The 23,825-nt window shown below is 45.3% G+C and carries 22 protein-coding genes, 1 other RNA gene and 1 riboswitch; of the genes, 4 read left to right on the top strand and 19 right to left on the bottom strand.

Annotation, left to right across the window (positions count from 1 at the left end; translation table 11 throughout):
* Positions 1-146: 146 nt before the first annotated feature.
* The 10 genes from D2910_RS12625 to D2910_RS12670 all read right to left on the bottom strand — a co-directional run bounded on the left by D2910_RS12625 (position 147) and on the right by D2910_RS12670 (position 10,606).
* Positions 147-992 carry a MetQ/NlpA family ABC transporter substrate-binding protein gene (locus tag D2910_RS12625; protein ID WP_117313728.1) on the bottom strand — a complete coding sequence of 282 codons (846 nt, stop codon included), beginning with the start codon at positions 990-992 and terminating at the stop codon, positions 147-149.
* Positions 993-1,051: 59 nt separating this feature from the next.
* Entirely contained in the window at positions 1,052-1,720 is a 669-nt protein-coding gene (locus D2910_RS12630) for a methionine ABC transporter permease (RefSeq protein ID WP_084242506.1), read from the bottom strand.
* Positions 1,713-2,738 (bottom strand): methionine ABC transporter ATP-binding protein, encoded by a 1,026-nt coding sequence (locus tag D2910_RS12635; protein ID WP_117313729.1) that lies wholly within the window; start codon positions 2,736-2,738, stop codon positions 1,713-1,715. Before D2910_RS12635 ends, D2910_RS12630 begins: the two co-directional genes overlap by 8 nt.
* 87 nt (positions 2,739-2,825) lie before the next feature.
* A riboswitch (SAM riboswitch) is annotated at positions 2,826-2,930 on the bottom strand.
* Between the two features lie 49 nt (positions 2,931-2,979).
* Positions 2,980-3,291 carry a thioredoxin family protein gene (locus tag D2910_RS12640; RefSeq protein ID WP_084242508.1) on the bottom strand — a complete coding sequence of 104 codons (312 nt, stop codon included), beginning with the start codon at positions 3,289-3,291 and terminating at the stop codon, positions 2,980-2,982.
* Between the two features lie 6 nt (positions 3,292-3,297).
* Complete coding sequence (locus tag D2910_RS12645; RefSeq protein WP_084242509.1) at positions 3,298-3,636, bottom strand: toprim domain-containing protein; 339 nt, start codon at positions 3,634-3,636, stop codon at positions 3,298-3,300.
* 179 nt (positions 3,637-3,815) lie between these two features.
* A complete protein-coding gene (gene gcvH / locus D2910_RS12650) occupies positions 3,816-4,196 on the bottom strand; it encodes a glycine cleavage system protein GcvH (RefSeq protein WP_084242510.1) in 381 nt (126 codons plus the stop codon).
* Positions 4,197-4,274: 78 nt separating this feature from the next.
* The gene (locus D2910_RS12655) at positions 4,275-4,628 is read right to left on the bottom strand and encodes an arsenate reductase family protein (protein ID WP_117313730.1); all 354 of its coding nucleotides are present in this window, start codon (positions 4,626-4,628) and stop codon (positions 4,275-4,277) included.
* Positions 4,629-4,725: 97 nt separating this feature from the next.
* On the bottom strand, positions 4,726-6,507 hold the full coding sequence (locus D2910_RS12660; RefSeq protein WP_084242512.1) for an acyl-CoA dehydrogenase family protein: 1,782 nt from the start codon (positions 6,505-6,507) through the stop codon (positions 4,726-4,728).
* Positions 6,508-7,018: 511 nt separating this feature from the next.
* On the bottom strand, positions 7,019-8,194 hold the full coding sequence (locus tag D2910_RS12665) for an acetyl-CoA C-acetyltransferase (RefSeq protein WP_101803311.1): 1,176 nt from the start codon (positions 8,192-8,194) through the stop codon (positions 7,019-7,021).
* Between the two features lie 27 nt (positions 8,195-8,221).
* Positions 8,222-10,606, bottom strand: a complete 2,385-nt coding sequence (locus D2910_RS12670) for a 3-hydroxyacyl-CoA dehydrogenase/enoyl-CoA hydratase family protein (protein WP_117313731.1) — start codon at positions 10,604-10,606, stop codon at positions 8,222-8,224.
* Positions 10,607-11,093: 487 nt separating this feature from the next.
* Here D2910_RS12670 and D2910_RS12675 point away from each other — a divergent pair, with 487 nt between their 5' ends.
* The 3 genes from D2910_RS12675 (at position 11,094) to D2910_RS12685 (ending at position 12,580) form a co-directional block, all read left to right on the top strand.
* Positions 11,094-11,420 carry a thioredoxin family protein gene (locus D2910_RS12675; RefSeq protein WP_372868740.1) on the top strand — a complete coding sequence of 109 codons (327 nt, stop codon included), beginning with the start codon at positions 11,094-11,096 and terminating at the stop codon, positions 11,418-11,420.
* 152 nt (positions 11,421-11,572) lie between these two features.
* Complete coding sequence (locus D2910_RS12680) at positions 11,573-12,031, top strand: STAS domain-containing protein (RefSeq protein WP_084242516.1); 459 nt, start codon at positions 11,573-11,575, stop codon at positions 12,029-12,031.
* Between the two features lie 30 nt (positions 12,032-12,061).
* Complete coding sequence (locus tag D2910_RS12685) at positions 12,062-12,580, top strand: C39 family peptidase (protein ID WP_240633623.1); 519 nt, start codon at positions 12,062-12,064, stop codon at positions 12,578-12,580.
* A gap of 307 nt (positions 12,581-12,887) precedes the next feature.
* Here D2910_RS12685 and D2910_RS12690 read toward each other — a convergent pair whose 3' ends face one another.
* The 3 genes from D2910_RS12690 to D2910_RS12700 all read right to left on the bottom strand — a co-directional run bounded on the left by D2910_RS12690 (position 12,888) and on the right by D2910_RS12700 (position 16,520).
* Positions 12,888-13,763, bottom strand: a complete 876-nt coding sequence (locus tag D2910_RS12690; RefSeq protein WP_117313732.1) for a 5'-3' exonuclease — start codon at positions 13,761-13,763, stop codon at positions 12,888-12,890.
* Positions 13,764-13,962: 199 nt separating this feature from the next.
* Entirely contained in the window at positions 13,963-15,459 is a 1,497-nt protein-coding gene (locus D2910_RS12695) for a glycine betaine uptake BCCT transporter (RefSeq protein WP_084242518.1), read from the bottom strand.
* A gap of 284 nt (positions 15,460-15,743) precedes the next feature.
* A complete protein-coding gene (locus tag D2910_RS12700) occupies positions 15,744-16,520 on the bottom strand; it encodes a class I SAM-dependent methyltransferase (protein WP_117313733.1) in 777 nt (258 codons plus the stop codon).
* Between the two features lie 143 nt (positions 16,521-16,663).
* Between D2910_RS12700 and D2910_RS12705 the strand changes: the two genes are divergently transcribed.
* Positions 16,664-17,518: an alpha/beta fold hydrolase gene (locus tag D2910_RS12705; RefSeq protein WP_117313734.1), complete on the top strand. Its 855-nt coding sequence runs from the start codon at positions 16,664-16,666 to the stop codon at positions 17,516-17,518.
* A 79-nt stretch (positions 17,519-17,597) separates the two neighbouring features.
* Here the strand turns inward: D2910_RS12705 and D2910_RS12710 are convergent, their stop codons facing one another.
* From D2910_RS12710 to D2910_RS12735, 6 genes are all read right to left on the bottom strand, one after another.
* Positions 17,598-18,668, bottom strand: a complete 1,071-nt coding sequence (locus D2910_RS12710; protein WP_117313735.1) for an aldo/keto reductase — start codon at positions 18,666-18,668, stop codon at positions 17,598-17,600.
* Between the two features lie 111 nt (positions 18,669-18,779).
* Positions 18,780-19,322 (bottom strand): dihydrofolate reductase family protein, encoded by a 543-nt coding sequence (locus D2910_RS12715; protein ID WP_117313736.1) that lies wholly within the window; start codon positions 19,320-19,322, stop codon positions 18,780-18,782.
* A gap of 145 nt (positions 19,323-19,467) precedes the next feature.
* Positions 19,468-19,821, bottom strand: a transfer-messenger RNA (tmRNA) gene (ssrA, locus tag D2910_RS12720).
* 87 nt (positions 19,822-19,908) lie between these two features.
* Positions 19,909-20,373 carry an SsrA-binding protein SmpB gene (smpB, locus tag D2910_RS12725; RefSeq protein ID WP_117313737.1) on the bottom strand — a complete coding sequence of 155 codons (465 nt, stop codon included), beginning with the start codon at positions 20,371-20,373 and terminating at the stop codon, positions 19,909-19,911.
* A 51-nt stretch (positions 20,374-20,424) separates the two neighbouring features.
* Positions 20,425-22,746, bottom strand: coding sequence for a ribonuclease R (gene rnr / locus D2910_RS12730; protein ID WP_084242524.1), 2,322 nt, complete (start codon positions 22,744-22,746; stop codon positions 20,425-20,427).
* Between the two features lie 23 nt (positions 22,747-22,769).
* On the bottom strand, positions 22,770-23,516 hold the full coding sequence (locus D2910_RS12735) for an alpha/beta hydrolase (RefSeq protein ID WP_117313738.1): 747 nt from the start codon (positions 23,514-23,516) through the stop codon (positions 22,770-22,772).
* Positions 23,517-23,825: the final 309 nt, after the last annotated feature.

A 23,825-nucleotide genomic window follows, 5' to 3' on the forward strand; every position in this document is an offset into this window, starting at 1 on the left:
TTCCTTAGTGGTTGGTCGATGTGTACCCCCACAGTGGACTTTCACCACCTAGATAGTTGCCATGCCTGGCACACCAAGAAAAAAGCATCCCGGAGGATGCTTTTAATCTTTTTGGATATGGAGCATGTAATTTACTGTCGTTTCTCTTAATCAACCGGGACTACAGATCCGCCCCACTCTTCTAGAATGAAATCCTGGATTTCTTCTGATTTAAGTGCCTCTACCAATGCTTGTACTGCTTCATTGTCTTCATCACCTGAACGGACCGCAATGATATTTACGTACGGTGAATCTGAATCTTCAAGTGCAATAGAATCTTCCTGCGGGTTGATGCCTGCGTCGATCGCATAGTTGGAGTTGATCAACACTGCATCACCTTCGCCCTGTTCATACATTTGCACCAATAATGCTGCTTCGTAATCTGTTTCAAATTGCAGATCTTTAGGGTTTTCAACAATATCGCTTACTTCAGCTTTTGTTTTATCGATGTCATCAGCCAACGTGATCAAGCCTTGTGCTTCCAGCATGGAAAGGATACGCCCGTGGTCAGCCACTGAACTGCTCATTAAAATTGTCGCGCCTTCCGGAAGCTCTTCAAGTGAATCATATTCCTGGGAGTAGACGCCGATTGGTTCAATATGGATACCGCCGGCATTTGCAAAATCATAGCCGTGCTCTTCCATCTGAGATTCAAAGTAAGGGATATGCTGGAAATAGTTTGCATCAATTTCGCCTGAATCCAGATCTTCATTCGGGAAGATATAATCCTGGTACGTTTCGATCTCCAATTCGATTCCCTGTTCTTCAAGAATCGGCTGGACCTGTTCCAAAATTTCCGCGTGCGGCACATTTGATGCACCCACTTTGATCGTGCTTGTTTCGCCTTCTCCAGATCCGCCGCTGCTTGAGTCAGTACCAGCTTCATTGCTGTCGCTGCCGCATCCTGCTAAAGCTAATGTTGCCAATAAAGTTCCTGTCAGTAGTTTTTTCATAATGTGTAATCTCCCTTTTCTCTGTAGTTGTATTTCTTATGTCAACGGAATTTCCGTTATCAACGTTTGTCTGCTTTTTTGGTTAATGCGTCACCTATAAACTGGATGATGAATACGATGATCAGAATCAGAATGGTTGCCATCAATACGACATCAGGACGGCTGCGCTGAAAACCATCCAGGAATGCAAGCGTTCCGAGTCCGCCGGCACCGATGACGCCAGCCATAGCTGTATAACCGACCAAAGCAATCGAAGTGACTGTGATCCCTGAGATCAAAGCAGGTTTTGATTCCGGCAACAGGACTTTACGGATAATGGTGCCTGTTGTTGCTCCCATTGAACGAGCTGCTTCAATGACGCCTTTATCGATTTCCTGGAAAGCGATGAGTACCAGACGCGCATAAAACGGCGCCGCACCTATAATCAGTGCCGGAAGTGCAGCGTTCGGTCCACGAATCGTGCCGATCAGGAAGCTTGTAAAAGGAATCAGCAAAATGATCAGGATGATGAATGGTATGGAGCGGAAAACGTTCACGAATACCCCAGTGAGCCAGTTAACGATTTTATTCGCCCATAATTGCTTTGGCGCTGTCAGAAATAAAATGATGCCAAGTACAAGTCCGATGATGAATGTAAATAATGTCGACATTGCTGTCATATAGATTGTTTCAAGTGTCGCTTCCCACATCTTGTCCCAGTCGACATTCGGAAATAATGACTCAATCATTTGCCATCACCTCCGCCTGTACATTTTCCTGATTGAGAAAGTCGAGTGCCTGACGGATATCAGCGTCCGTGCCTTTAAACTGTAAAATCAATGTTCCATATGCTCCCCGCTGTGTATGTGATACTTTCCCTTGGACGATATTGACTTCCACAGGGAACTTCCGGATCAGCTGTGTCAGGATCGGCTGCTCTGCCTGTTCGCCCACAAACACCAACTTCACCAATTCGCCTGTAGGATACAATTCACGCAAATGCTTGATGGTTTCGCTCGAATCCTCCGACTCTGTGACTTGAGCCACGAAGCGTTTGGTGATTTCCTGCTTCGGCGTCTGGAAAATCTCAAGTACGTCACCGAGTTCCACTACTTTGCCGCCTTCCATCACTGCCACACGATGGCAGATTTTCCGGATTACATGCATTTCGTGAGTAATCAGCACAATAGTTAAGCCGAGCCGTTTATTGATATCAACCAATAAGTCCAAAATAGCGTCGGTTGTTTCCGGATCCAGAGCTGAAGTGGCTTCGTCACACAGCAGCACTTCAGGATCGTTTGCCAATGCGCGGGCAATACCGACGCGCTGCTTCTGTCCACCGGACAATTGTGAAGGATAAGCATTTTCCCGGCCCCCCAAGCCTACCAATTCAACGAGTTCCTTTACCTTTTCCACTCTCTTTGCTTTTGGAACCCCGGCGATCTCCAGCGGAAATTCAATATTTTCCTGCACTGTACGGGACCATAGTAGATTGAAATGCTGAAATATCATACTCACTTTTTGCCGTGCCTTACGCAATTCGGCGCCTTTAATATCGGTTATTTTCTGACCATTTATGTCGACAGTTCCTGAAGTCGGTTTTTCCAGACCGTTCAGTATGCGGATCAACGTACTCTTGCCTGCACCGCTGTATCCGATGATCCCGAAAATTTCCCCATCGGCAATGGTCAGATTAACGTCATCTACAGCTGTCAATGCAGTCTTGCCGACATCAAATGTCTTCGTCAATTGCTTTAACTCAATCATTGCTACACTCTCCCACTTCAAAATAAAAAACCCTTCCGCTCAGAAATGAGCAGAAGGGCACACGCAAAAATATATACGTCAACCGTTCTCTCATCTTCCAAAGCTTTCGCTTTGTGTGACTTGGCACCATTTCATTTTCATGACGGTTGCCGGGCTTCACAGGGCACTTCCCTCCACCACTCTTTATAAGAGTTACGTTATTAAGTTTGTTGTTCAGGATATTAATTTATCACGGCTTGTTTTATACGTCAACAATTTTCAACTTTTCATAAATATAAGGTACAGAATGGAAGGCATACACCTTTTCTTTCAGCTTGCCGTTTTCTGTGATCAACAGGCATGGCACGCTTTCGACTTCATATAAAGAAGCAATTTCCTGCACATAATTCAAGTTAGCCTTGCCTATTGGCAGATCCGGCATCGCGGCGACCACTACTTCGAGCATCTTGGACGCCAGCTGGCAAGTTCCGCACATTGGCGTATAAAGGTAATAAGCCGCCAGCTTATTGGTGTTTTTGGCTTTGCTCCATTCTTTATGGTTCCATTCTTTCATATATCTTCATCCTTCGGCTAATAGGTTATTGACACGGATATTTGCTGCAATCAGAACATCCGTCAGTATACGGAGAGGCGTGGTGGCCACTTCCTTATAGCTCCGGTCGATATAAAAATGCCGGGCTTCCGGAAACTCACGTTTCACCAATTTCCTCAGCTTTTCACCTGATTTATCTGCATCGACCAATACGATGATATCCTGTCCTTCAAAAGGCAGCAACAGTTCTTCAAGCCTTGTAGCACTTACTGTGCCATTTGTGCAAAGAATGGTCACGTTCTCCGCAATGAGCGGCGCAATCCTGTTCTTATCCGATATCCCTTCAACTACGATCACTTTGTCCATTATCCAACACCCCGCTGATTAATTGGAATAGAGAGCATGTTGACATCTATATATATTATATACCCGTTTCACGCGAATCAATTGATTTGCCTGGCGTTGCTATTACAGAGACACAGAAGGATTAATGAATAATAAAAACTTATAAAAAAAAGCGCCGAAAAACAGGCGCTTACTGGAACTTACTCGTTTGTCATTTCTTTGTATTGGTCAGCATCCATCAATTCGTTCACTTCATCTTCAGAAGGAGCTTCGATGACTACCATCCATGCTTGCTCGTATGGAGATTCGTTAACGAATTCCGGGCTGTCTTCAAGTTCAGAGTTGACTTCAACCACTTTACCGCTGACTGGAGCGTAAAGTTCCGATACCGTTTTAACAGACTCAACGCTGCCGAATGGTTCGTTTTTCTTCAGTTCGTCGCCGACTTGCGGCAATTCGACGAATACGATGTCACCAAGTTCAGCCTGTGCGAAATGAGTGATGCCAATACGTGCTTTACCATCTTCAAGTTTTACCCATTCATGTTCTTTTGAATAACGAAGTTCTTGTGGTGTGCTCATCCAAACGCCTCCAAAATATGTAGTAGCTTCAATTTCAGTTTGACATATTACCGGACCAATTACAAGATTGCACAATGCTTAAGACCAGGTATTTTTATAAGTCTCTTCCTTGAATCCAAGCGTCGCCGTTTTACCGTCCCATGCAATCGGGCGCTTGATCAGCATGCCGTTTGAAGCAAGCAGCTCCAGCTTTTCATCTTCAGACATGTCAGCAAGCTTATCCTTCAATTGAAGTTCACGATATTGCTGGCCGCTCGTATTGAAAAACTTCTTCAAATCGATTCCGCTGGCATCCACCATCTTTTTCAACTCATCCTTTGTAGGCGGGTTATCAACGATATGTATTTCCTTGAAGTCCACCCCGTTCGCGGTCAACCACTTTTTCGCTTTCTGGCAAGTGCTGCATTTCGGGTACCAATAAAAATCCACCATATTTAAAACCTCCTTCTTACGATCATTCTAGCAAAGCTCTGGTATATCGGCGAATAAAAAAGAGCCGCCAAAAGTTGGCGGCCCTTCATAAGATCTTTTAAACTACGTATTTTTCAACATCGATCAACTTAACAGCAGCTTCGCGTTTTTTAGCGATGACATTGTATGGAGTTGAACGAGTCAATTTGCGTAATGCTGAAAGCATCATGCGCTGGTTGTCGCCTTCAATTGCAGCGATCAAAGTTTCCTTCGCATCCTTTTCGATCTTATCGAATGCTTCCTGGCAATAGATTTGGGTATAAAGAAGTTTTTGCTTCGCTTTTTCTTCGCCTGAAGCAGCAATCGCTTTTTCAGTACGCAGAACAGCAGATTCCATCGCGAATACATTGCTGACGATATCAGCGATGTTCACAAGAACTTCCTGCTCCTGTTCCAATTTCGTACCGTAAGTTTGAGCAGCTAGACCAGCAGCAAGGATCGCAATTTTCTTCGCGTTGCCTACCAGGTATTTTTCCTGAGCCAATGCTTCAGTGCCGACTTCTTCCGGCATCATCATCAACAACTCTTCCTGAAGTTTTTGAGCGTGCTGCAATAAAGGCAATTCGCCTTTCATTGCTTTACGCAGCAATGTACCCGGAACCAGCAAACGGTTGATTTCGTTCGTGCCTTCGAAAATACGGTTGATGCGTGAGTCACGGTAGATGCGCTCGATTTCATATTCTTGCATGAAGCCATATCCACCGTGCAATTGAACGCCTTCATCAACGATAAAGTCCAGCGTTTCCGTACCGAAGAATTTATTCATTGAACATTCAACCGCAAATTCTGCGATCGAATCCGCAACCAGTTTACCGTTAGCATGTTCTTCATCCGTAAAGCCGCTCATGCGGTCCTCGAACAAACCGACAGTGCGGTAAACCGAGCTTTCAAGTGCGTATAATTGTGAAGCCATCGTCGCAAGTTTTTCACGAGTCAGGTTGAATGATGAAATCGGTGTTTTAAATTGCTGGCGCTGGTTCGTGTATGGAATCGTGATTTCCATTGCGCGTTTGGAAGCTCCGATCGTACCTACTCCCAATTTGTAACGTCCGATGTTCAGGATATTGAAGGCAATGATGTGTCCACGGCCAGCTTCTCCCAACAGATTTTCAACCGGTACTTCTGCATCTTCAAGGATCAATGTACGAGTTGAAGATGATTTAATCCCCATCTTCTTCTCTTCCGGTCCTACAGAAACGCCTGGGAATTCGCGCTCAACGATGAATGCAGAGAACTGCTCTCCGTCGATTTTCGCGTAAACTACGAATACATCCGCAAATCCAGCATTTGTGATCCATTGTTTTTCACCGTTCAATACGTAGTGTGTGCCTGCTTCGTTCAACTTGGCAGTCGTTTTAGCGCCAAGTGCATCCGAACCGGAGCTTGGCTCAGTCAATGCGTAGGCAGCGATCATTTCACCAGTTGCAAGGCGTGGAAGATAGCTTTGTTTTTGTTCTTCATTACCGAAAAGAACGATCGGCAATGAACCGATGCCGACGTGGGCACCGTGAGTAATTGAGAAACCGCCTGCTTTGGACATTTTTTCAGCAATCAAAGCTGAAGCGATTTTATCGAGGCCCAAACCGCCATATTGTTCAGGAACGTCAGCTCCCAAAAGGCCAAGGTCTCCAGCTTTTTTCAAAAGGCGTACGGAATGTTCGAATTCGTGGTTTTCAAGATTTTCAACCACTGGCATTACATCCGTGTTTACGTAATCTTCCGTGGACTTGGCGATCATCTTATGTTCTTCTGTAAAATCTTCCGGTGTAAATACGCGTGAAAGATCCGCGTCTTCAATTAGGAAACTGCCGCCTTTAATTAATGTTTTAGATTCTGACATTTTATATTCCTCCTATTTTATAAAGCTTTTCATTTAGACGAATAATACTAGTAACCGATATTCCGCAAAACAGCTTCGCTTGCCTGGGGGCTTGCAAAAACCCGTGCTCCTGCATCGCTACGCTAGCTTCGTCGCAAAGAGCCGGCCTTGCAAGCTACGGCCAACTCTTAGCTAACTCGGACTCGTTGCACTTCGCCCGAGTGGATCTCAGCACTTCGCTCGAAACACAGTTGGCAAGCCAACTGTGTTTCTATTCCCTTGGGCGTCTGCGCTGTTTTGCTTCATATCTCTAGAGATCTCTCTCAGCAAAGGCGCGGTTCAGGAGCAGGCGAATGCCGACCGGAGCAGTAAGACGAGTGATCTTCTCGGCTTATTGCTGGAGGCAAGGTTCGCCATACGAAGATGGCGCATCCTTTGCGACGAGCAGTGCGCAGGAGCATAATCTTTGCCCTGTCCATAGCGCCAAAGCGGTATATATAAGTCATTTCATTAGTTCCAAGAATAAGAAAGACTACAGCATTTCAAAGACGCCTGCTGCGCCCATTCCTCCGCCGATACACATTGTGACTACGCCGAATTGTTTGCCTTGGCGCTTCAGTTCACTCAGCATACGTATGGTAAGGATGGAACCGGTTGCACCCAGTGGGTGTCCAAGCGCAATTGCTCCGCCGTTCAAATTGACTTTATCGATGTCGATGTTCAGTTTTCTGATGACTGCAAGTGATTGCGAAGCAAATGCTTCGTTCAGTTCCCAGACATCAATGTCGTTAATCGACAGCCCAGCAAGTTTCAATGCTTTCGGTATCGCTTCAATCGGACCGATTCCCATTACTTCCGGCGGCACGCCGCCTGTAGCAAATGAACGGAATTTCGCAATCGGTTTGAGGCCGAGCGCTTCCGCTTTTTCACGTTCCATTACAAGCAAAGCACCTGCGCCGTCTGATGTTTGTGAAGAGTTACCTGCAGTGACGGAACCGCGTGCAGAAAATGCTGCGCGCAATTTGTTCAGTGTCTGAACAGTTGTACCGTGGCGGACGCCTTCATCCATTTCAAACATGAAAGATTTTTCCTGGTATTTATTGTTTTCATCTACATATCTTTTCGTAACTTCAACAGGCACGATTTCTTCATCGAAATGCCCTTTCTCAATGGCAGCTGCCGCTTTTTCATGGGAGCGCACCGAGAAAGCGTCCTGATCTTCACGGCTGACGCCGTATTGAGTCGCTACCTGCTCAGCTGTGTGGCCCATGCTCATGTAATACTGAGGAGCTGTTTCAGCCAGTTTGGCGTTTGGACGGATGACATTCCCCATCATCGGTACCATACTCATCGATTCAACACCGCCGGCGATGATCGCTTCCGCGTGTCCAACCATGATGCGTTCTGCTGCATAGGCGATTGTCTGCAAGCCTGAAGAACAGAAACGGTTGACTGTGACAGCCGGTGTCGTATCCGGCAAGCCTGCAAGCGCTCCGATGTTACGGGCGATGTTCATGCCCTGCTCGGCTTCCGGCATTGCACAGCCCATGATCAAATCATCTATCGGGCCGTCGTATCCGCCTGCCCGTTTTAATGTTTCCCGTACAGCGAGGGCGCCGAAATCATCCGGACGCACCGATGCAAGAGAACCTTTTTTCGCTTTTCCGACCGGTGTTCTGGCACTGGCCACGATTACTGCTTCGCGCATATTTTTTCCTCCTTTAATATCTTTCGATCAGTTGCGTAACGGTTTGCCTTTAACCAGCATATGCTGCATGCGCTGCTGCGATTTCGGCTGCGCCACTAAGCTCAGGAACGCCTGGCGTTCAAGGTCAAGCAAATATTGCTCATCCACTTTCGTGCCATAAGGAACTTTTCCTCCCGATAGGACAAACGCCAATTTCTGGGCGATTTTCAAATCGTATTCGCTGATATAGCCTGACAGGAACATTCCTTCCGCTCCAAGCAATAAAGTCGCGTATCCCGGTTCACCGGTTACAGGCACTTTTTCGCGTTTAGGTGCCTTGTAGCCATTTTCATACAAGGACAATGCCGCCTGTTTCGCATCATAGATCAGATGGTCGCTGTTGACGCTGATGCCATCCACAAAGTTCAGGAAGTTATTTTCACGCGCTTCTTCCGCAGAAGTCGAAACTTTTGCCATCGCGATTGATTCGAAAACTTTGCTTGCAACATTCTGCAAGTCGAAGTCGATGCCATTCGGCATGCCTTTCAAATGTTTCATATAAAGTTCCTTGTTTCCGCCGCCGCCTGGGATTAGCCCGACTCCTGCTTCAACTAGGCCCATATATGTTTCCATTGATGCTTGGATATGTGCAGCAGGAAGAGCTACTTCAGCTCCGCCGCCAAGCGACATTCCAAATGGTGCCGCTACGACAGGTTTTGAACTGTATTTGATTTTCATCATCGCGTTTTGGAATGTTTTGATTGTGAAATCCAGTTCAAAAATATTATCGTCTTGAGCTTCCATCAGGATCATGCCGAGGTTTGCACCGACGCAGAAATTTTTGCCCTGGTTGCCGATGACAAGCCCTTTGTAATTCTTCTCGACTTCATCAATCGCAAAATTGATCATCTGCATGATATCAAGACCGATTGCATTTGATTGTGAATGAAACTCCAGAAGCGCAATGCCATCACCGAGGTCGATCAGGCTTGCACCTGAGTTCGATTTGATGACGCCGTGTTTTTTCTTATAACGTTTCAAGTCGATCACTTTTTCATTGACCGGAACAGCTTCATAATCGGAACCATTGAAGAAATGAAGATCGCCGTCAACTTCCTTGTAGAAAGTTTCGTTTCCGCTGTCCAGCAGGCTTTGTGCGAAAGCAGGAACGTCATGTCCTTCTTCTTTCATTTTTGCAACAGACTTCTCAACGCCGATTGCGTCCCAGATTTCGAATGGTCCCTGGTTCCAGCCGAAGCCCCACTTCATGGCATTGTCGATAGAGACGATGTCATCGGCGATTTCGCCATTCAATTCAGCCGAGTAACGAAGAACCGGAGCCAGGATGTTCCATAATAATTCACCTGTGCGGTCATCCGCATAAACAAGCGTTTTCATCTTCGCAGAAAAACCTTTTTGTGCTTTAGCCATTTCCTGTGAAGGCGTTTTCAATTTGCCGGCAGGACGGTATTCCAAAGTTTCAGGATCCAGTTCAAGAATTTCCTTGTCTTTTTTAAGGAAGAAGCCTTGCCCGGATTTAGCGCCGATCCATCCGTTTTCAACCATTTTTTTCATGAATTCTGGAGCCTCAAATACTTTTTGCTCTTCGCCTTCAGTTTTATCGTAGACATTTTTCGCCACGTGCATGAATGTATCGAGGCCAACTACGTCCAATGTGCGGAATGTCGCCGATTTCGGACGCCCGATTAACGGTCCGGTTACGGAATCCACTTCGCCGATAGAATAGCCACGGTTCTGCATTTCACGGAGTGTAACCAATAAACCGTAAGTGCCAATGCGGTTTGCGATAAAGTTAGGGGTATCTTTTGCGATAACTACGCCTTTGCCAAGAACATCTTCGCCGAAAGCAGTCATGAAATCGACAACTTCAGGTGCAGTCGATGCCGCTGGAATCACTTCCAAAAGTTTCAGGTAGCGTGGCGGATTGAAGAAATGCGTCCCCAGGAAATGCTTGCTGAAATCTTCTGAACGCCCTTCAGCCATTGCATCGATTGAGATGCCTGAAGTGTTTGAAGAAACGATTGTGTCAGGTTTTCTTACAGCATCAATTTTTTCATACAAAGATTTTTTAACATCAAGATTCTCTACGATAACTTCAACGATCCAATCAACGTCTGCAAGTTTTTCCAGATCGTCTTCCAGATTTCCGGGTGTGATAAGGTCTAAATTCTTTTTGGCTGTCAGAGGAGCCGGTTTCTGTTTCAATAATTTCTGGATTGAAGTTGTTGCGATACGGTTGCGAACAGTATGATCTTCAAGCGTAAGGCCTTTCGCCTGTTCCGCTTCCGTCACTTCACGCGGAACTATGTCTAGTAATAATACTGGAATTCCTATGTTTGCAAGATGCGCCGCAATCCCTGATCCCATGACTCCGGATCCGATTACCGCTGCTTTTCTTATTTGGTATGCCACTAGCAAACCCTCCTCATATTTTTTGAATGAATCCTCATTCATTTTTAAGCTAAAAAAAATAGAACGTTCTCTATATCCATTAGTGTAAGTTATTTTCCTTTTTTTCGCAATATTTAATCCTTAATTTTTTAACTGATAAGTTTCTTTTCTTTTCGAAAATGCTTATGAACGATACACTATAAAAGTTGAATTAAAGAACTAGCATTTAAAAATCACTTCGGTGCTATGGACAAAGCTCCCACAATAAGCCGAGAAGAACACTCGTCTTATTGCTCCGCTCAGTCCTAAGCCGCACCGGCGTAAAGAAAACTCTCTAAAGATATGGAGCAAAACAGCGAAGACGTCGTGGGTGCGAAGGGGAAAATCGTGTTCCTGCTCCGCTTCGCTGCTTTGTCCCGAAGACATATTCTCGAAGCTGTTTTGAGAAATATCGATTAATAAAGGTTTATTAATTCAACTATTATATTATAGAAACAAAAGGAGGAATATTTTTATGAAATCCATAACTACCAATGAAGAATTTCAACAAGCTATTACAGGCGATGAGCCCGTTATCGTCAAATTCCAGGCAGGATGGTGTCCGGACTGCACACGCATGGATATGTTCATCGATCCCATCGTAGCTGAGTACAATAACTATCAATGGTTCGATCTGAACCGTGATGAATTACCTGAAATCGCTGATAAATATGAAGTCATGGGAATTCCAAGCCTTCTTATTTTCAAAAATGGCGAGAAAACAGCCCATCTCCATAGTGCAAATGCCAAATCACCTGAAAATGTTACAGACTTTTTATCAAACCAACCGGAATAGGCACATGCCTATTCTTTTTTTTTGCGCAATTGACCGATGCAGTTATCATCTTCTATGAGTTTATTGCCAATGCCTAACTGTTTTTAATCTTCACGGGCATAAAGGTGCATATTATTGTATACTTGAATTACCAAATTCAGTGAGGTGGCACCATGGATCCGCAGAAAGAAATAAGTGAGTTAAAAGATCTTGTGAAGTATTATGAAATGGTCATCCAGAATATGTCCGCTCCGATCATTCCATCAATCGTGCCTAAAACGATATTGATGCCGATCGCCGGCTTGATTTCAAGTGAACGATTCGAATTGATCCGCAGCAAAGCGCTGCAGCATGCAGGCGAACACCGCGAAACGGAATGTGTCATTTTTGACTTTACCGGCGTGCAATCTGAGGATATCCAGACCTTCGACTACAACGAACTGGCGAATGAATTGACGGCTTTGAACAGCGGATTGAAACTGATGGGGCTTCGTCCCATCTATGTGGGGTTCAATCCCCGTTTTGTCCGTGAAATAGTCCATGCCGGCATTCAAGTGGATCTGGAAGTTTACCAGACATTCCGTGCAGCTTTAAAAGAATTGCTGGATGAAAAGAAAGAAAGCCTTTCTTAATAATGAGTTAAGTTGAGTTTGGAGGCGAACATGTTGAAAATCCTTCTCCCGTTCAAAGGAATGTCCCAGTACGATGAAGCGATTGACAGCCCTATACGTGGCTCTGCCTGTGGTCCTGTCACTGCAGCCGCCATTTTCAATTATCACGAAAATGAACCTTTGGGCATCAACGATGTTTACCGGCTGCTTGGCACTACACGAATCGGCCTTTTTACATGGCGGCTTGTGCGGAATTTCCACAAGATAGCCGGCAGCCAATACGCCATCCAAAAAACCCGCTCCATATCTGAGGTGAAACGCGAGCTGTTGAATGGCAGGCCATTGGCGATGAAATTTGACCGCTACTTCACGTTCCGCTGGTTTTCAAAACCGATGTTCAATTATCATTGGGTCCCACTTATCGGCTTTGAAGATAAGGGCGATGATGTGATCCTCTATTTTCATGACAACGGAAAAAGAAACCGCCCGAGTAAAGTCCGGACGGTCTCTTATAATGAACAACGTTCTGTATTGAGATTTGTAAAAATCATTCCGAGAAAATCGGGATGATTTTTTTATTAGTTAGTAATAATTTAGAAACCGATATTTCACAAAACTGCTTCGCTTTCCAAAAACCGTGCTCCTGCATCGCTGCGCTAGCTTCGTCGCAAAGAGCCGGCCACACTACCTTCGGCCAACTCTTGGCTTGCGCTGAGCTCGAAACGGAGTTGGAAAGCCAACTCCGTTTCTACTCACCTGGGAGTCTTCGCTGTTTTGTTCCATATCTCTAATTGCCTTCTCTAAATAGCGTTGCATAATAGGATACAATAAACATTTTGCAGTAAAATGATTTAAACAAATTATATTTCCTTATTGCTTATAAACTCTTTTCCAGCTGCCTGGCCAAAAGATTCAATTGCTGATCTTCACAAATGCGGATATGTTCTTCGGTGTATTGCTGAACCATAATTTTATCAAGCGGAATATCAAGTTCAATGTCACATTTGATGACTGCAAGTTCCTTGGATAACATGAGCATTTCTTTATTTTCTTCTATCTTTTTCTTTTGCGCAGGCTTAAGTTCATCAATTGCCGAAAGCACGCCGTCAGTTGAACCGTATTTTTGTATCAGCTGCAAAGCTGTCTTAGGTCCGATTCCTTTGACGCCCGGGTAACCATCACTCGCGTCCCCCATGAACGCTTTGACATCTGCAAACTGATTTGGTTCGATGCCATACTCTTCCCTGAACCTGACATCCGTGTAGACATCATATATATGAAAACCTTTCTTCATGAAAGCGATTTTCACTGAGGGTTTGAGCAATTGCAGCATATCCTTATCGCCAGTGATAATGGTGAAATCCACTTCGTCTTGCCATTGTTTCGTAAAGGAACCGATGAAATCATCCGCTTCGATGCCTTTTTCTCCGAAGTTCTGCCAACCCAATTGCTCTGAAATGTTTTTTGCCATATCGAATTGATGCAGCATGTCTTCCGGTGGTGCCGGACGATTGGCTTTATAGCCATCAAACATCTCTGTGCGGAAAGTGTAGGCACCCATGTCCCAGCATACTGCCATATGTGTCGGTTTCATCATCGTCTTAGCAGCAAGTACATGACGGGTAAAGCCCTGGACGCCATTTGTTGCAAGTCCATCTGTTGTTCTGAAATATTGACCGACTGCAGAAGTCGCGAAGAAAGAACGGAACAATAAAGCCATTCCATCTACCAATAATACGTGCGGTTTTTCCATAAAAATAATTCCTCCATTCAATTGATCCCATACCTTATTATACGCTCTTAAACAGAAAAAAACCGCCTGATCGGCGGTTTTATCCCGTTATAACAGTCAGTATAGCTCCCCTTAGATAAAGAGGGAAATTTACTGACTGTTAAAACCTGATTAGATGAACTGGCATTCAATGAGGGTTTCCCATTAAAACAGTTTCTCTTTATCGTTTACGTTTAATTGCTTTGTATTCCAGATTCAATGCTTTGTAGAACGAGCCCATCATCAATAACATGATAAAGGAGAATGGGAATGCCGCAATGATCAAAGCTGTCTGAAGCGCATCCAGTCCGCCAGCTGACAGAAGGATGACTGCAATCGACGACTGCGCGACTCCCCAAGTCAATTTGACGGCATTTGCCGGATGCAATGAACCGTTTGTTGTCTGCATCCCCAAAACAAATGTCGCGGAATCGGCAGATGTAATGAAGAAAGTCGTCACCAGCAAAATGGCGATGATCGACAGGATGACGCCAAGCGGTATTTCATTGAATACGCCGAACAGAACTTCGGATGTCAGTAATCCGGTTAAATCAACACCGCTGTTTTGCACATCAATCGCTGTTGAACCGAATGCTGCAAACCAGATGAAGCTGATCAATGTCGGTATCATTAATACACCGAACAAGAACTGGCGGATGGTGCGTCCTTTGGAAACACGTGCGATAAAGATTCCCACGAACGGTGCCCAAGAAATCCACCATGCCCAATAGAAGATGGTCCAGCCGTCGATCCATGCCCGGTTCTCTCCATCGATAGGCGCTGCACGGAAACTCATTTTAACTAAATTCTGGAAATATGCACCCAAACTTTCGGTGAACATGTTCATGATAAGCAAAGTCGGCCCCAAAATGATGACCAGTACAAGCAGAGTGATTGCAAGCACCATATTCGTATTTGAAAGATACTTGATCCCTTTACTCAAACCGCTCCAAGCAGAAATCATGAACAAGATCGTCACCACTGCAATGATGATCAATTGGACCACAAAGTTATCGCCTGGAATTCCATCAATCAGGAAAGCGAGTCCTTCATTGATTTGGATTGTCCCGAATCCTAATGTCGTCGCAACACCGACCGCTGTAGCAAATACGGCAATGACATCAACAAGTGTTCCAAGCGGACCGTTCATGCGATCACCGAACAACGGTTTCAAAGTTGCAGAAATCAGGCCAGGTTCACCTTTTCGGAATTGGAAATAAGCAAGCGGCAGAGCAACTACAGCATAAATTGCCCAAGCGTGTATCCCCCAGTGGAAGAATGTAAATCGCATCGATTCACGGAAGGCTTCATTGCTTCCAGGTTCGGCGGTAGCCGGATCGATTGCAAAGTGGGATAACGGTTCAGCCGCTCCCCAGAATACAAGCCCGATCCCCATACCCGCTGAAAAGAGCATGGCAACCCATGTAGCAAATGAAAACTCGGGTTTATCGGTGTCTTTCCCCAATTTGATCTGCCCCATCGGACTGATCAGGAAGAACAGACAGAATAGAACCATGACAGAAACGATCAATAAATAATACCAGCCGAATGAAGTTGTCAGGAATCCTTCAATGTTTCCTGTGACTTCCGCAAAATTTTCCGGCGCCATCGCTCCGTATGCTACTGCAAGCAACACAAGCGCCAGTGCTATCCAAAAAACATTGGTAACTTTTTTCATACTAACGTCCCCCTTTTCAATTCTCTGTTTAGTCGATTGATCATTTCACAGCCGTACCAATCGAAACAGAATCTCAGATTTATTCAACAATATTCAAGACTACGGAAAATAGAACTTGAAGTCAAGCGATGCAATCAAGCTCTAAAGAACTGTTGAATTATGTATACATCTTTATGAGTCCACTGTATTAATTACCCTAAACATTTTCTATCAAAACCCATTGATTCCAGTCTTCTCAAACAGACTGTATACACCTTTATGCGTTTCAAAATTTTTTAATCTCTTCATAATTCCACTCTGATCATATAACGGGAATGGGTGATCGACAGCCCTTTTCGGCCAGCTTCTTTCTCAAAAATTCTTTTTATGTTTATGAGTCCTTCTTTTTCCACAGCAGAAATGAGATTCAACGACTGGCCAAAACAGCCATATCGGATTACATCCATTGGCTCGTGAAGATATTCGATCGTTTCGATGATTTCAATTTCTGTTTTAGTGAATGAGCATTCTTGCAGAACCCCTTTTATCTTATCAAGGATTGGCGTTCCCTTTAATGGATTAAAAAATCCAGGAAATAAATCAGCCAGTTCTTTTCCTGAGAAGTCTCCAGGATGAAGTCCTCTAATACCCCCCTCGTTTTTCACAATACGTTTCAAATCCTTATACGCTGAAGTCGGTCCCTTGCGGATATATGCAATGTCAAATTCATTATCTGCAAAAGGCAGCCCTTCTTTGGTGTTTCCCAAAACAAATTTCAAATTGTGTTTTTCTTTCTCCAGCCCGCTCTCCAAAAATGAATCGATGGCATCAAAGCCCGTCACTTCTTCAGCAAATCGGCTGCACATTATTGCAAATTCACCGTGCCCGCAGCCGACATCCAGCACTTTCTTGCCTTTCGTCAGCTTTAATACTTCATTATCAAAAACCGTTTCTCCGTCCGGACCGTCAACCGAAGATTTCCATGGATACAAATAAGCCTTTTGGCTGTCCCCGAGCTGCTGGTACCATTGGAGGGAATGCGGCTCAAGCCATTCCGGATGCTTTCTGGGGTTGTAAAGCAAACTTGCACCTCCTTATATCTTTGAACGATTTTATCGATAATTCAACTATATACATTGCCTTGTCAAAATTCCATCTGATGCCGTTGTCTTCTTGTATAATGAAATGAGAGATATCCATAGACTCGCCAACCGGAGGCTTGAACATGCAAAAACGTGAAATTAACACGCAATCAGGAAAAGTAAGTTATATCGAATATGGGAATATGGCTAAGCCTGCCATCGTTTGTCTGCACGGTCTTGCTGGAAATGGTTTCTATAGTTTTGCGGAACTGGCTGACCGGTTAAGAGATGATTTCCATCTCATCATTTTGGATCTGCCGGGTCACGGGAAAACAAAACCTCTGCCGAATGAAGAAGACTATCTGTTTTCAAATCTGGCGAAGTGGCTGCACTATGTTCTTACTCATATTATACAAAAACCTTATATTGTCATGGGCCATTCCTGGGGAGCGGATGTTGCATTGCACTTCACTCGTCAATTCCCTGATGAGGTTCAGGGATTGATCCTGCTTGATGGCGCATTTACGTTTCCACAAAACCAGCCGGAAATGACTTTTGACTATGCCTATTCGGGATGGAACAACTATATGGATGGATCAATTTATCAAACTGAAGCCGATATTTTTAATGAATATCGAAATTTCACCCAAGATTGGAATGACCGGAAAGAACAATATGTCCGCTCTATTTTTACAAAAAGCCGTGACGGCCATTACGGATTGATTGCGTCGAAGCACACAGTCCTCTCCATCATCAATGCTTTTTTCGAAGAGCCTTTTGCTGATGCCTATCCCTATATAAAAGTTCCCGTCATCCTGATTCATGCAGAACTTCCAACAGAATTAAACAAAGCACGAAATAAAGGGATCGTTCAAATGAAAGAGTCGATCGAGGATGTGTCAGTCTTTTCAATTCCTGACTCTTCACATCTGCTGCAATGGGATCATCCGGTTCAACTGTCATCAGTGATTCAAAAATGGATTGGTGAAAAATCTTAAAAAGCAGAACATCCAAAATTAAGACACAGCCGCACTCCCTTAAGGAATGCAGTTGTGTCTTTAGTTCGCGATAGAAATATTAATCGTCCATTCCCATCGACTTTTTATAAGCCTGCAAGTACCCGATTTCAGAAGGGCTTCCCATTTGCGGGGCACTCATGGCCCGGTGCCAATGCGGATAGATCGGTGCAGGACGTGCGACTGACTCGATTTTGTCATGCTCTTCTTTCGTCAATTGAATATCAAATGACGCGATATTTTCTCTTAATTGCTCTTCATTTCGCGCTGCGATTACAATCGGTCCGACGTTCGGACGGTCCTTGACCCACGAGTACGCTATTTGAGGAACAGAAGCATTGTGGTTCGACGCCACTTCCTCAAGCGCGTCAATCACCTGATAAAGCCGCTCCTGGTCCATCACCCAAGGCTCCGGCCATCCGCCGCCTTGACGCGTATATTCCGGTGCTTCCTTATCCCTGCCGATTTTGCCGTTCAATAATCCTTCACCAAGCGGACTCCAGATCATGGAACCGACACCCAATTCGGTACCGGCCGGAAGAAGTTCATATTCCGCTTCACGCGCTTCTGGCGTATAGTAGATCTGTTGTGTAATCGGCGGAATAAAACCTGCCTGTTTTGCATAAGTATGCGTCTTCGCAAGCGCCCAGCCACTGTAATTCGAAACGCCCCAGTGACGGATCTTCCCTGATTTCACCAGGCTGTCCATCGTTTCGACCGTTTCTTCGACCGGCGTCTGTCCATCCCATAAATGCACAAAATATAAATCCAGATAATCCGTGCCCAGACGCTCCAATGATTGATCAATGGATGTCAGAATGTTATTGCGTGAAGCTCCCTGGCCATTCGGATTTTCGCTGATGGGAAATCCTGTTTTGGACGTCAGCAGCACTTCATCCCGGCGGCCTTTGATTGCCGCACCAAGCACCTTTTCCGCATCTCCCTGCGAGTATAAATTTGCAGTATCAAACATATTAATGCCAGCTTCCATAGATATGTCCACCATCCGGCGCGCTTCATCTTCCTTCACATTTCCCGCTGCTTCAAAACCGTTTGTGCCACTGAAAGGGATGGTTCCCAATATATATTTAGGAACCCTGAGACCTGAGTTGCCAAGATAAATATATTCCATCGAATCCTCCTCAAAATGTCTATTTACTATTTGTTGACAGTAGTTATCTACCCGCCATTTTGATCAGTAAAACAGAATAGATTCTTTTGGGATGAGTCTGCTCTCCGAAAATCAAATGACCTTATACCATATCTCCACTTGTCTGCCCGTCTCGATCGTTTTTATTTTTTCCAGTTCAATCTCAAGGTCATCCAGATGTTCGAAAAAACGGAGCCCTGTCCCAAGAAGTATCGGAGCGATAGCAATCTGCAATTCATCCACCAGCCCTGCTTTCAGCGCCTGCTGCCCGGTACTCGCGCCTAACACCACCAAATCTTTCTCCCCGGCGGAGGCTTTTGCCTGGTGTATAGCACTCTCGATGCCCTCAGTCACGAATGTGATTGTCAGTTTATCGTTTTCTTTCGGATGCCTGGCAGGCGGTTGGTGTGTCAATACAAACAGCGGCACCTGAAACTCATAATTATCTGCATAGGCATCTGTGTCTTCCGTGCTTTCAAAACTATTGCGCCCCATCACTACCGCTCCGGTATTGCCCATCGCCGCATTGATTTCATCGTTCGGCTCAAAGCTCGCGTATAATTTACTCAAACTTCCCTGCCGATCATTGACGAACCCATCAACCGACATGATCATGCCCCACACAACTTTTGCCATGATGTTTCCCTCCTATTTTGTTGAGAGTTTTGCTTCTGATGAATCTAATTCCTTCTATATAACAGTAATTCCTTCTTTTCATTGAATTGAAAAAAACGCCAAAACCCATAAAAGGTTTTGGCGTTCTTATGTAGCTCCATAAAATCTATGGAGACGGCGGGAGTCGAACCCGCGTCCAGAAATTCAGCTACTTGAGCATCTACGCGTGTAGCTTATCGATTTGAGTTTCGCGCAGCACTATGCCGATAAGCAGGCGTCATGTGCGCTAACTTGAAAATCTCCTGCCGGCAGCTCAAGTTGCACTGCCGACCGTATCCCACTAAAGTTGAGCTCTACATAGCCACATGGGCGATGGATACATAGAGCAGATCCGAGCTTACGCTGCGAATGCTAGGTTTTGGTTTGTTTTGCCAGTTGTTATAGTTACGTTGGTGACGAAGCCGATCCTCCGACGCGCAACCCAAGCCCTGGCCATCCCTGTCGAATCCGTAACGTCCCCTCATTATAAGAAGACACGGAGAGAGTATGACTCAATCGTGCTTGTGTTATAAAACCATTATAAGGCAAAGAAGGTCAGACTTCAAGCCTAACGGCTGCGCTCTTTCATCGCACGGTCAATTTCCCGTTTGGCGTCTTTCTTCTTCAGATCTTCACGCTTATCATAGTTTTTCTTACCTTTACCCACACCGATAAGGACTTTGGCGAAACCGTCCTTCAAATACATCTTCAAAGGGACGATCGTGACACCCTGTTCTTTCGAATGGCCTTCCAGTTCACGGATCTGTTTTTTATGCAGCAGCAGTTTCCGTGAACGTGTCGGGTCGTGATTGAAGATATTCCCTTGCTCATACGGACTGATGTGCATATTGGAAATCCACGCTTCCCCGCCGCGTATGCGGACGAAAGCATCCTTCAACTGCACTTTGCCGTTTCTTGCAGACTTGATTTCCGTGCCTTGCAGCACAATCCCGGCTTCCATCGTTTCTTCAATAAAATAATCAAAGCCGGCTTTTTTGTTCTGGGCAATTACATTGCCTGATCCTTTTGCCATTGATTCCACCTCAAATTAGTTGAAAAGAGCGGCCCGTGAGCCGCTCCTTGCTCATTTCTTTTTGCGCTTATTCTTCTTCGCTGCGCCTTCATAAAATTTCTTTTTCGGATTCTTGCCTTTGCGAGTCGGTCCCCCGTCTTGTTTCTTGCCATCACGTCCTACTTTGCCTCCGCCTTCTTTTTTGGAAGCACGGATGACTTTCGGCGCGTCTTTTCTTGTGCGGCGGACATTTTGTGTCATGCCGACAATTTCAAAATCGATAGCCGATTCTTCCGGTTTGACACCGATGACTTTGATCTCCACTTCATCGCCGATTCGGAACTGGCGGTTGCTGCGTTCACCGATCATCATCATCTGGCGGTCATCGAAACGGTAAAAATCATCCGTCATATTGGAAACATGGACCAGTCCTTCAATGGTATTCGGCAATTCAATGAACAAACCGAAGTTGGTCACAGAAGAAACGATTCCCGTAAATTCTTCACCGATCTTATCGGCCATGAACTGGGTTTTCTTCAAAGCGTCTGTATCGCGCTCAGCTTCCACCGCGCGTCTTTCACGCTCAGAAGTATGCGTCGCTATATCATCCATATTGGCTTCCCAGTGCATCAGCGTCGATTTCGAAAGGTCTTTCTCAATCAGATATGTGCGGATCAGCCGGTGGATGATCAAATCCGGGTAACGGCGGATCGGCGATGTGAAGTGGGTATAGAATTCAGTCGACAGACCGAAATGCCCCAGACTTTCCGCTGAATACTTCGCCTGCTGCATCGAACGGAGCAGCATCGTCGATATAACCGGTTCTTCCGGTGTGCCTTCAATCGATTCCACGATTTCCTGCAGGGCACGCGGATGGATTTCATTGCCGGTACCTTTTACAACGATACCAAAATTCGTTACGAATTCAAAGAATCGCTGGAGTTTTTCAGGCTTCGGATCTTCGTGGATCCGGTAAAGGGACGGCACTTCCATGTGATGGAAATGTTCCGCCACTGTTTCGTTGGCCGCCAGCATGAACTCTTCGATCAAGCGCTCTGCAACCGTACGCTCGCGAACGACTACATCCGTCGGGTTGCCGTCTTCATCAACCAATACTTTCGATTCTTTAAAATCAAAATCGATGGCGCCGCGGCGCATGCGTTTGTCACGAAGGATGCTTGCCAATTCCTTCATCAATTCGAACATCGGCACCAGTTCACTGTACTTCTCTTTCAATTCCTGGTTGTCCTGTTCCAGAATTTCGTATACATCCGTATAAGTCATACGTGCTGAAGTCCGAATGACACTCTGGAAGATTTCATGCGAAATTACTTCGCCCTGGTCATTGAAAATCATTTCGCAAGATAAGGTCAACCGGTCTACCTGCGGGTTCAATGAGCAGATCCCATTTGAAAGGCGATGGGGAATCATCGGAATCACGCGGTCAGTCAAATATACGCTCGTCGCGCGGTCATAGGCTTCACGGTCCATTTCTGAACCTTCCGTAATATAATGGCTGACGTCGGCAATATGGACGCCGAGTTTATAGGTGCCATCATCCATTTTCACCACTTGAACAGCATCATCCAAATCTTTGGCGTCCGCACCGTCAATTGTGACGATCTGTTCATTGCGCAAATCTCTTCTGTCATTTATATCTTCAGGATCGATTTCATCAGGGACTGCATTTGCTTCATCCAATACAGCCGGCGGAAACTCAACTTCGATGCCATGTTTATGGATGATCGAAAGGATATCGACGCCCGGATCATTCTTGTGTCCGAGAATCTGCTTGACCATTCCGGTAGCCGACTTTCTGCCTTCCGGCCAGCCGGTGATTTCCACGACCACTTTATGGCCGTCAATCGCACCGAGTGTATCATCTTTGGCAATGAAAATATCCATATTCATCTTTTTATCATCTGAAATGACAAAACCGAAGCCACGGTTGTCCTGGAAAGTTCCGACAACTTGAGTAGTGCCGCGTTCTAAAATGCGGATGATGGCACCTTCACGGCGATCTCCGCCTGATGACTCAGAAATCCTCACCATGACTCTGTCTCCGTTAATCGCGCCGTTGACTTCTGTCGGTGGGATGAAGATATCATCCTGTCCCGCTTCATCATAAGCTACAAAACCGAAGCCCCTTGGATGGCCGATGAATTTTCCACTCATCAGGTTCATACGTTCAGGGACCCCGTAACGATTGGCGCGTGAACGCACCAATAATCCTTTTTCTTCTAATTTAACTAAAGTTTTTACCAGCTCTTTAAACTCATCAGCATCTTCAAACCCGAATTGCTCTTCAATCTCTTGAACAGTCAGGGGTTTATAAGCATCTTCTCGCATAAAAGCCAATAAACGCTGGTCCAATGACATCTCATTATTTCCCATTAAATTTCCTCCTTCTGGCGTTCTCACACGCTCCAATCGAGCGATTCGAGAAATTCCAAAACATCTTCATGCAATTGTTCTTTTTCTTTATCAAGGGTGATTACATGCCCTGATTTCTCGTACCACTTAATCTTTTTATCAAACGATTCAACTGAATCATAGATGATATTAGCTGAATCGGTATCAATAACATTATCCAACGAACCCTGCACGACAAATGTCGGTGCATAGACATGATCCGCATGCTCCCGGACATCCTGCACCAAATCGCGCAAGTCCGAAAGGGACGGCATGCCATGTTCACGCAAGCCCTGTATTTCTTCTTCGATAACATCGTCTTCTTTTCCTTCAAGCTTTTTGTAATTACGGGCATAATTGATAACCCCTTCAAACAGAAGGTCTGTCGTTTTCATGATCATCGGTGAGCACATCGTAAATATGCCCTTCACAGGGAATGTATACCCTGCTTTCAGTGATAATACGCCGCCGAGCGACAATCCACCGACTGCAATTTCCGTATAGCCTTCATCTTTCAGTTGCTGGTAAGCCTGTTCAACTTCCCGCCACCAGCCTTCCGGTCCGCTTTTCACTAATTTTTCAGGCTCCACTCCATGCCCTTCCAAATGCGGGGCAATCGATGTATACCCTTTCTTTTCAAGAAAACGGCCAAGCATCCGCACATCAGCGGAATTGCCGGTAAAGCCGTGAAGCAGCAGTATCGCCCGTGGTCCTGCTTTGAAGAAAAATGGTTTTGGCGGTGTAATCCTCATGCAAATCCCTCCAGAAATTTTGAAATAATTAATGAACTTTTTTAACGCTTCGGCGCTATGGACAAGCCTCCCACAATAAGCCGAGAAGACCACTCGTCTTATTGCTCCGGCCAGTCCGAAGCCGCGCCGTCGCTGAGAGAAATCTTTAGAGATATGGAGCAAAACAGCGAATAGTTGAACGAAGCTTGCGAGAGCAGCTCTTTGCGACGAAGCTAGCGCAGAGATGCAGGAACATTGGTTTGAGCAAATAAGCTGTTTTGCGGAATATCGGTATATAACGCTTTATAGCAATTTATAAAAGAAAACGCC

Source organism: Planomicrobium okeanokoites, assembly GCF_003428875.1.
GTDB classification, from domain to species: Bacteria; Bacillota; Bacilli; order Bacillales_A; family Planococcaceae; genus Planococcus; species Planococcus okeanokoites.

Coding starts and splice junctions, on each gene's coding strand:
- D2910_RS12665 (WP_101803311.1), bottom strand. CDS start 8,194: ATGCGCGAAGCAGTAATCGTGGCCAGTGCCAGAACACCGGTCGGAAAA.
- D2910_RS12630 (WP_084242506.1), bottom strand. CDS start 1,720: ATGATTGAGTCATTATTTCCGAATGTCGACTGGGACAAGATGTGGGAA.
- D2910_RS12715 (WP_117313736.1), bottom strand. CDS start 19,322: ATGGCAAAAGTTGTGTGGGGCATGATCATGTCGGTTGATGGGTTCGTC.
- D2910_RS12635 (WP_117313729.1), bottom strand. CDS start 2,738: ATGATTGAGTTAAAGCAATTGACGAAGACATTTGATGTCGGCAAGACT.
- D2910_RS12625 (WP_117313728.1), bottom strand. CDS start 992: ATGAAAAAACTACTGACAGGAACTTTATTGGCAACATTAGCTTTAGCA.
- D2910_RS12705 (WP_117313734.1), top strand. CDS start 16,664: ATGCAAAAACGTGAAATTAACACGCAATCAGGAAAAGTAAGTTATATC.
- smpB (WP_117313737.1), bottom strand. CDS start 20,373: ATGGCAAAAGGATCAGGCAATGTAATTGCCCAGAACAAAAAAGCCGGC.
- D2910_RS12680 (WP_084242516.1), top strand. CDS start 11,573: ATGGATCCGCAGAAAGAAATAAGTGAGTTAAAAGATCTTGTGAAGTAT.
- rnr (WP_084242524.1), bottom strand. CDS start 22,746: ATGGGAAATAATGAGATGTCATTGGACCAGCGTTTATTGGCTTTTATG.
- D2910_RS12685 (WP_240633623.1), top strand. CDS start 12,062: ATGTTGAAAATCCTTCTCCCGTTCAAAGGAATGTCCCAGTACGATGAA.
- D2910_RS12695 (WP_084242518.1), bottom strand. CDS start 15,459: ATGAAAAAAGTTACCAATGTTTTTTGGATAGCACTGGCGCTTGTGTTG.
- D2910_RS12640 (WP_084242508.1), bottom strand. CDS start 3,291: ATGAAAGAATGGAACCATAAAGAATGGAGCAAAGCCAAAAACACCAAT.
- D2910_RS12655 (WP_117313730.1), bottom strand. CDS start 4,628: ATGGTGGATTTTTATTGGTACCCGAAATGCAGCACTTGCCAGAAAGCG.
- D2910_RS12660 (WP_084242512.1), bottom strand. CDS start 6,507: ATGTCAGAATCTAAAACATTAATTAAAGGCGGCAGTTTCCTAATTGAA.
- D2910_RS12735 (WP_117313738.1), bottom strand. CDS start 23,516: ATGAGGATTACACCGCCAAAACCATTTTTCTTCAAAGCAGGACCACGG.
- D2910_RS12690 (WP_117313732.1), bottom strand. CDS start 13,763: ATGGAAAAACCGCACGTATTATTGGTAGATGGAATGGCTTTATTGTTC.
- D2910_RS12710 (WP_117313735.1), bottom strand. CDS start 18,668: ATGGAATATATTTATCTTGGCAACTCAGGTCTCAGGGTTCCTAAATAT.
- gcvH (WP_084242510.1), bottom strand. CDS start 4,196: ATGAGCACACCACAAGAACTTCGTTATTCAAAAGAACATGAATGGGTA.
- D2910_RS12645 (WP_084242509.1), bottom strand. CDS start 3,636: ATGGACAAAGTGATCGTAGTTGAAGGGATATCGGATAAGAACAGGATT.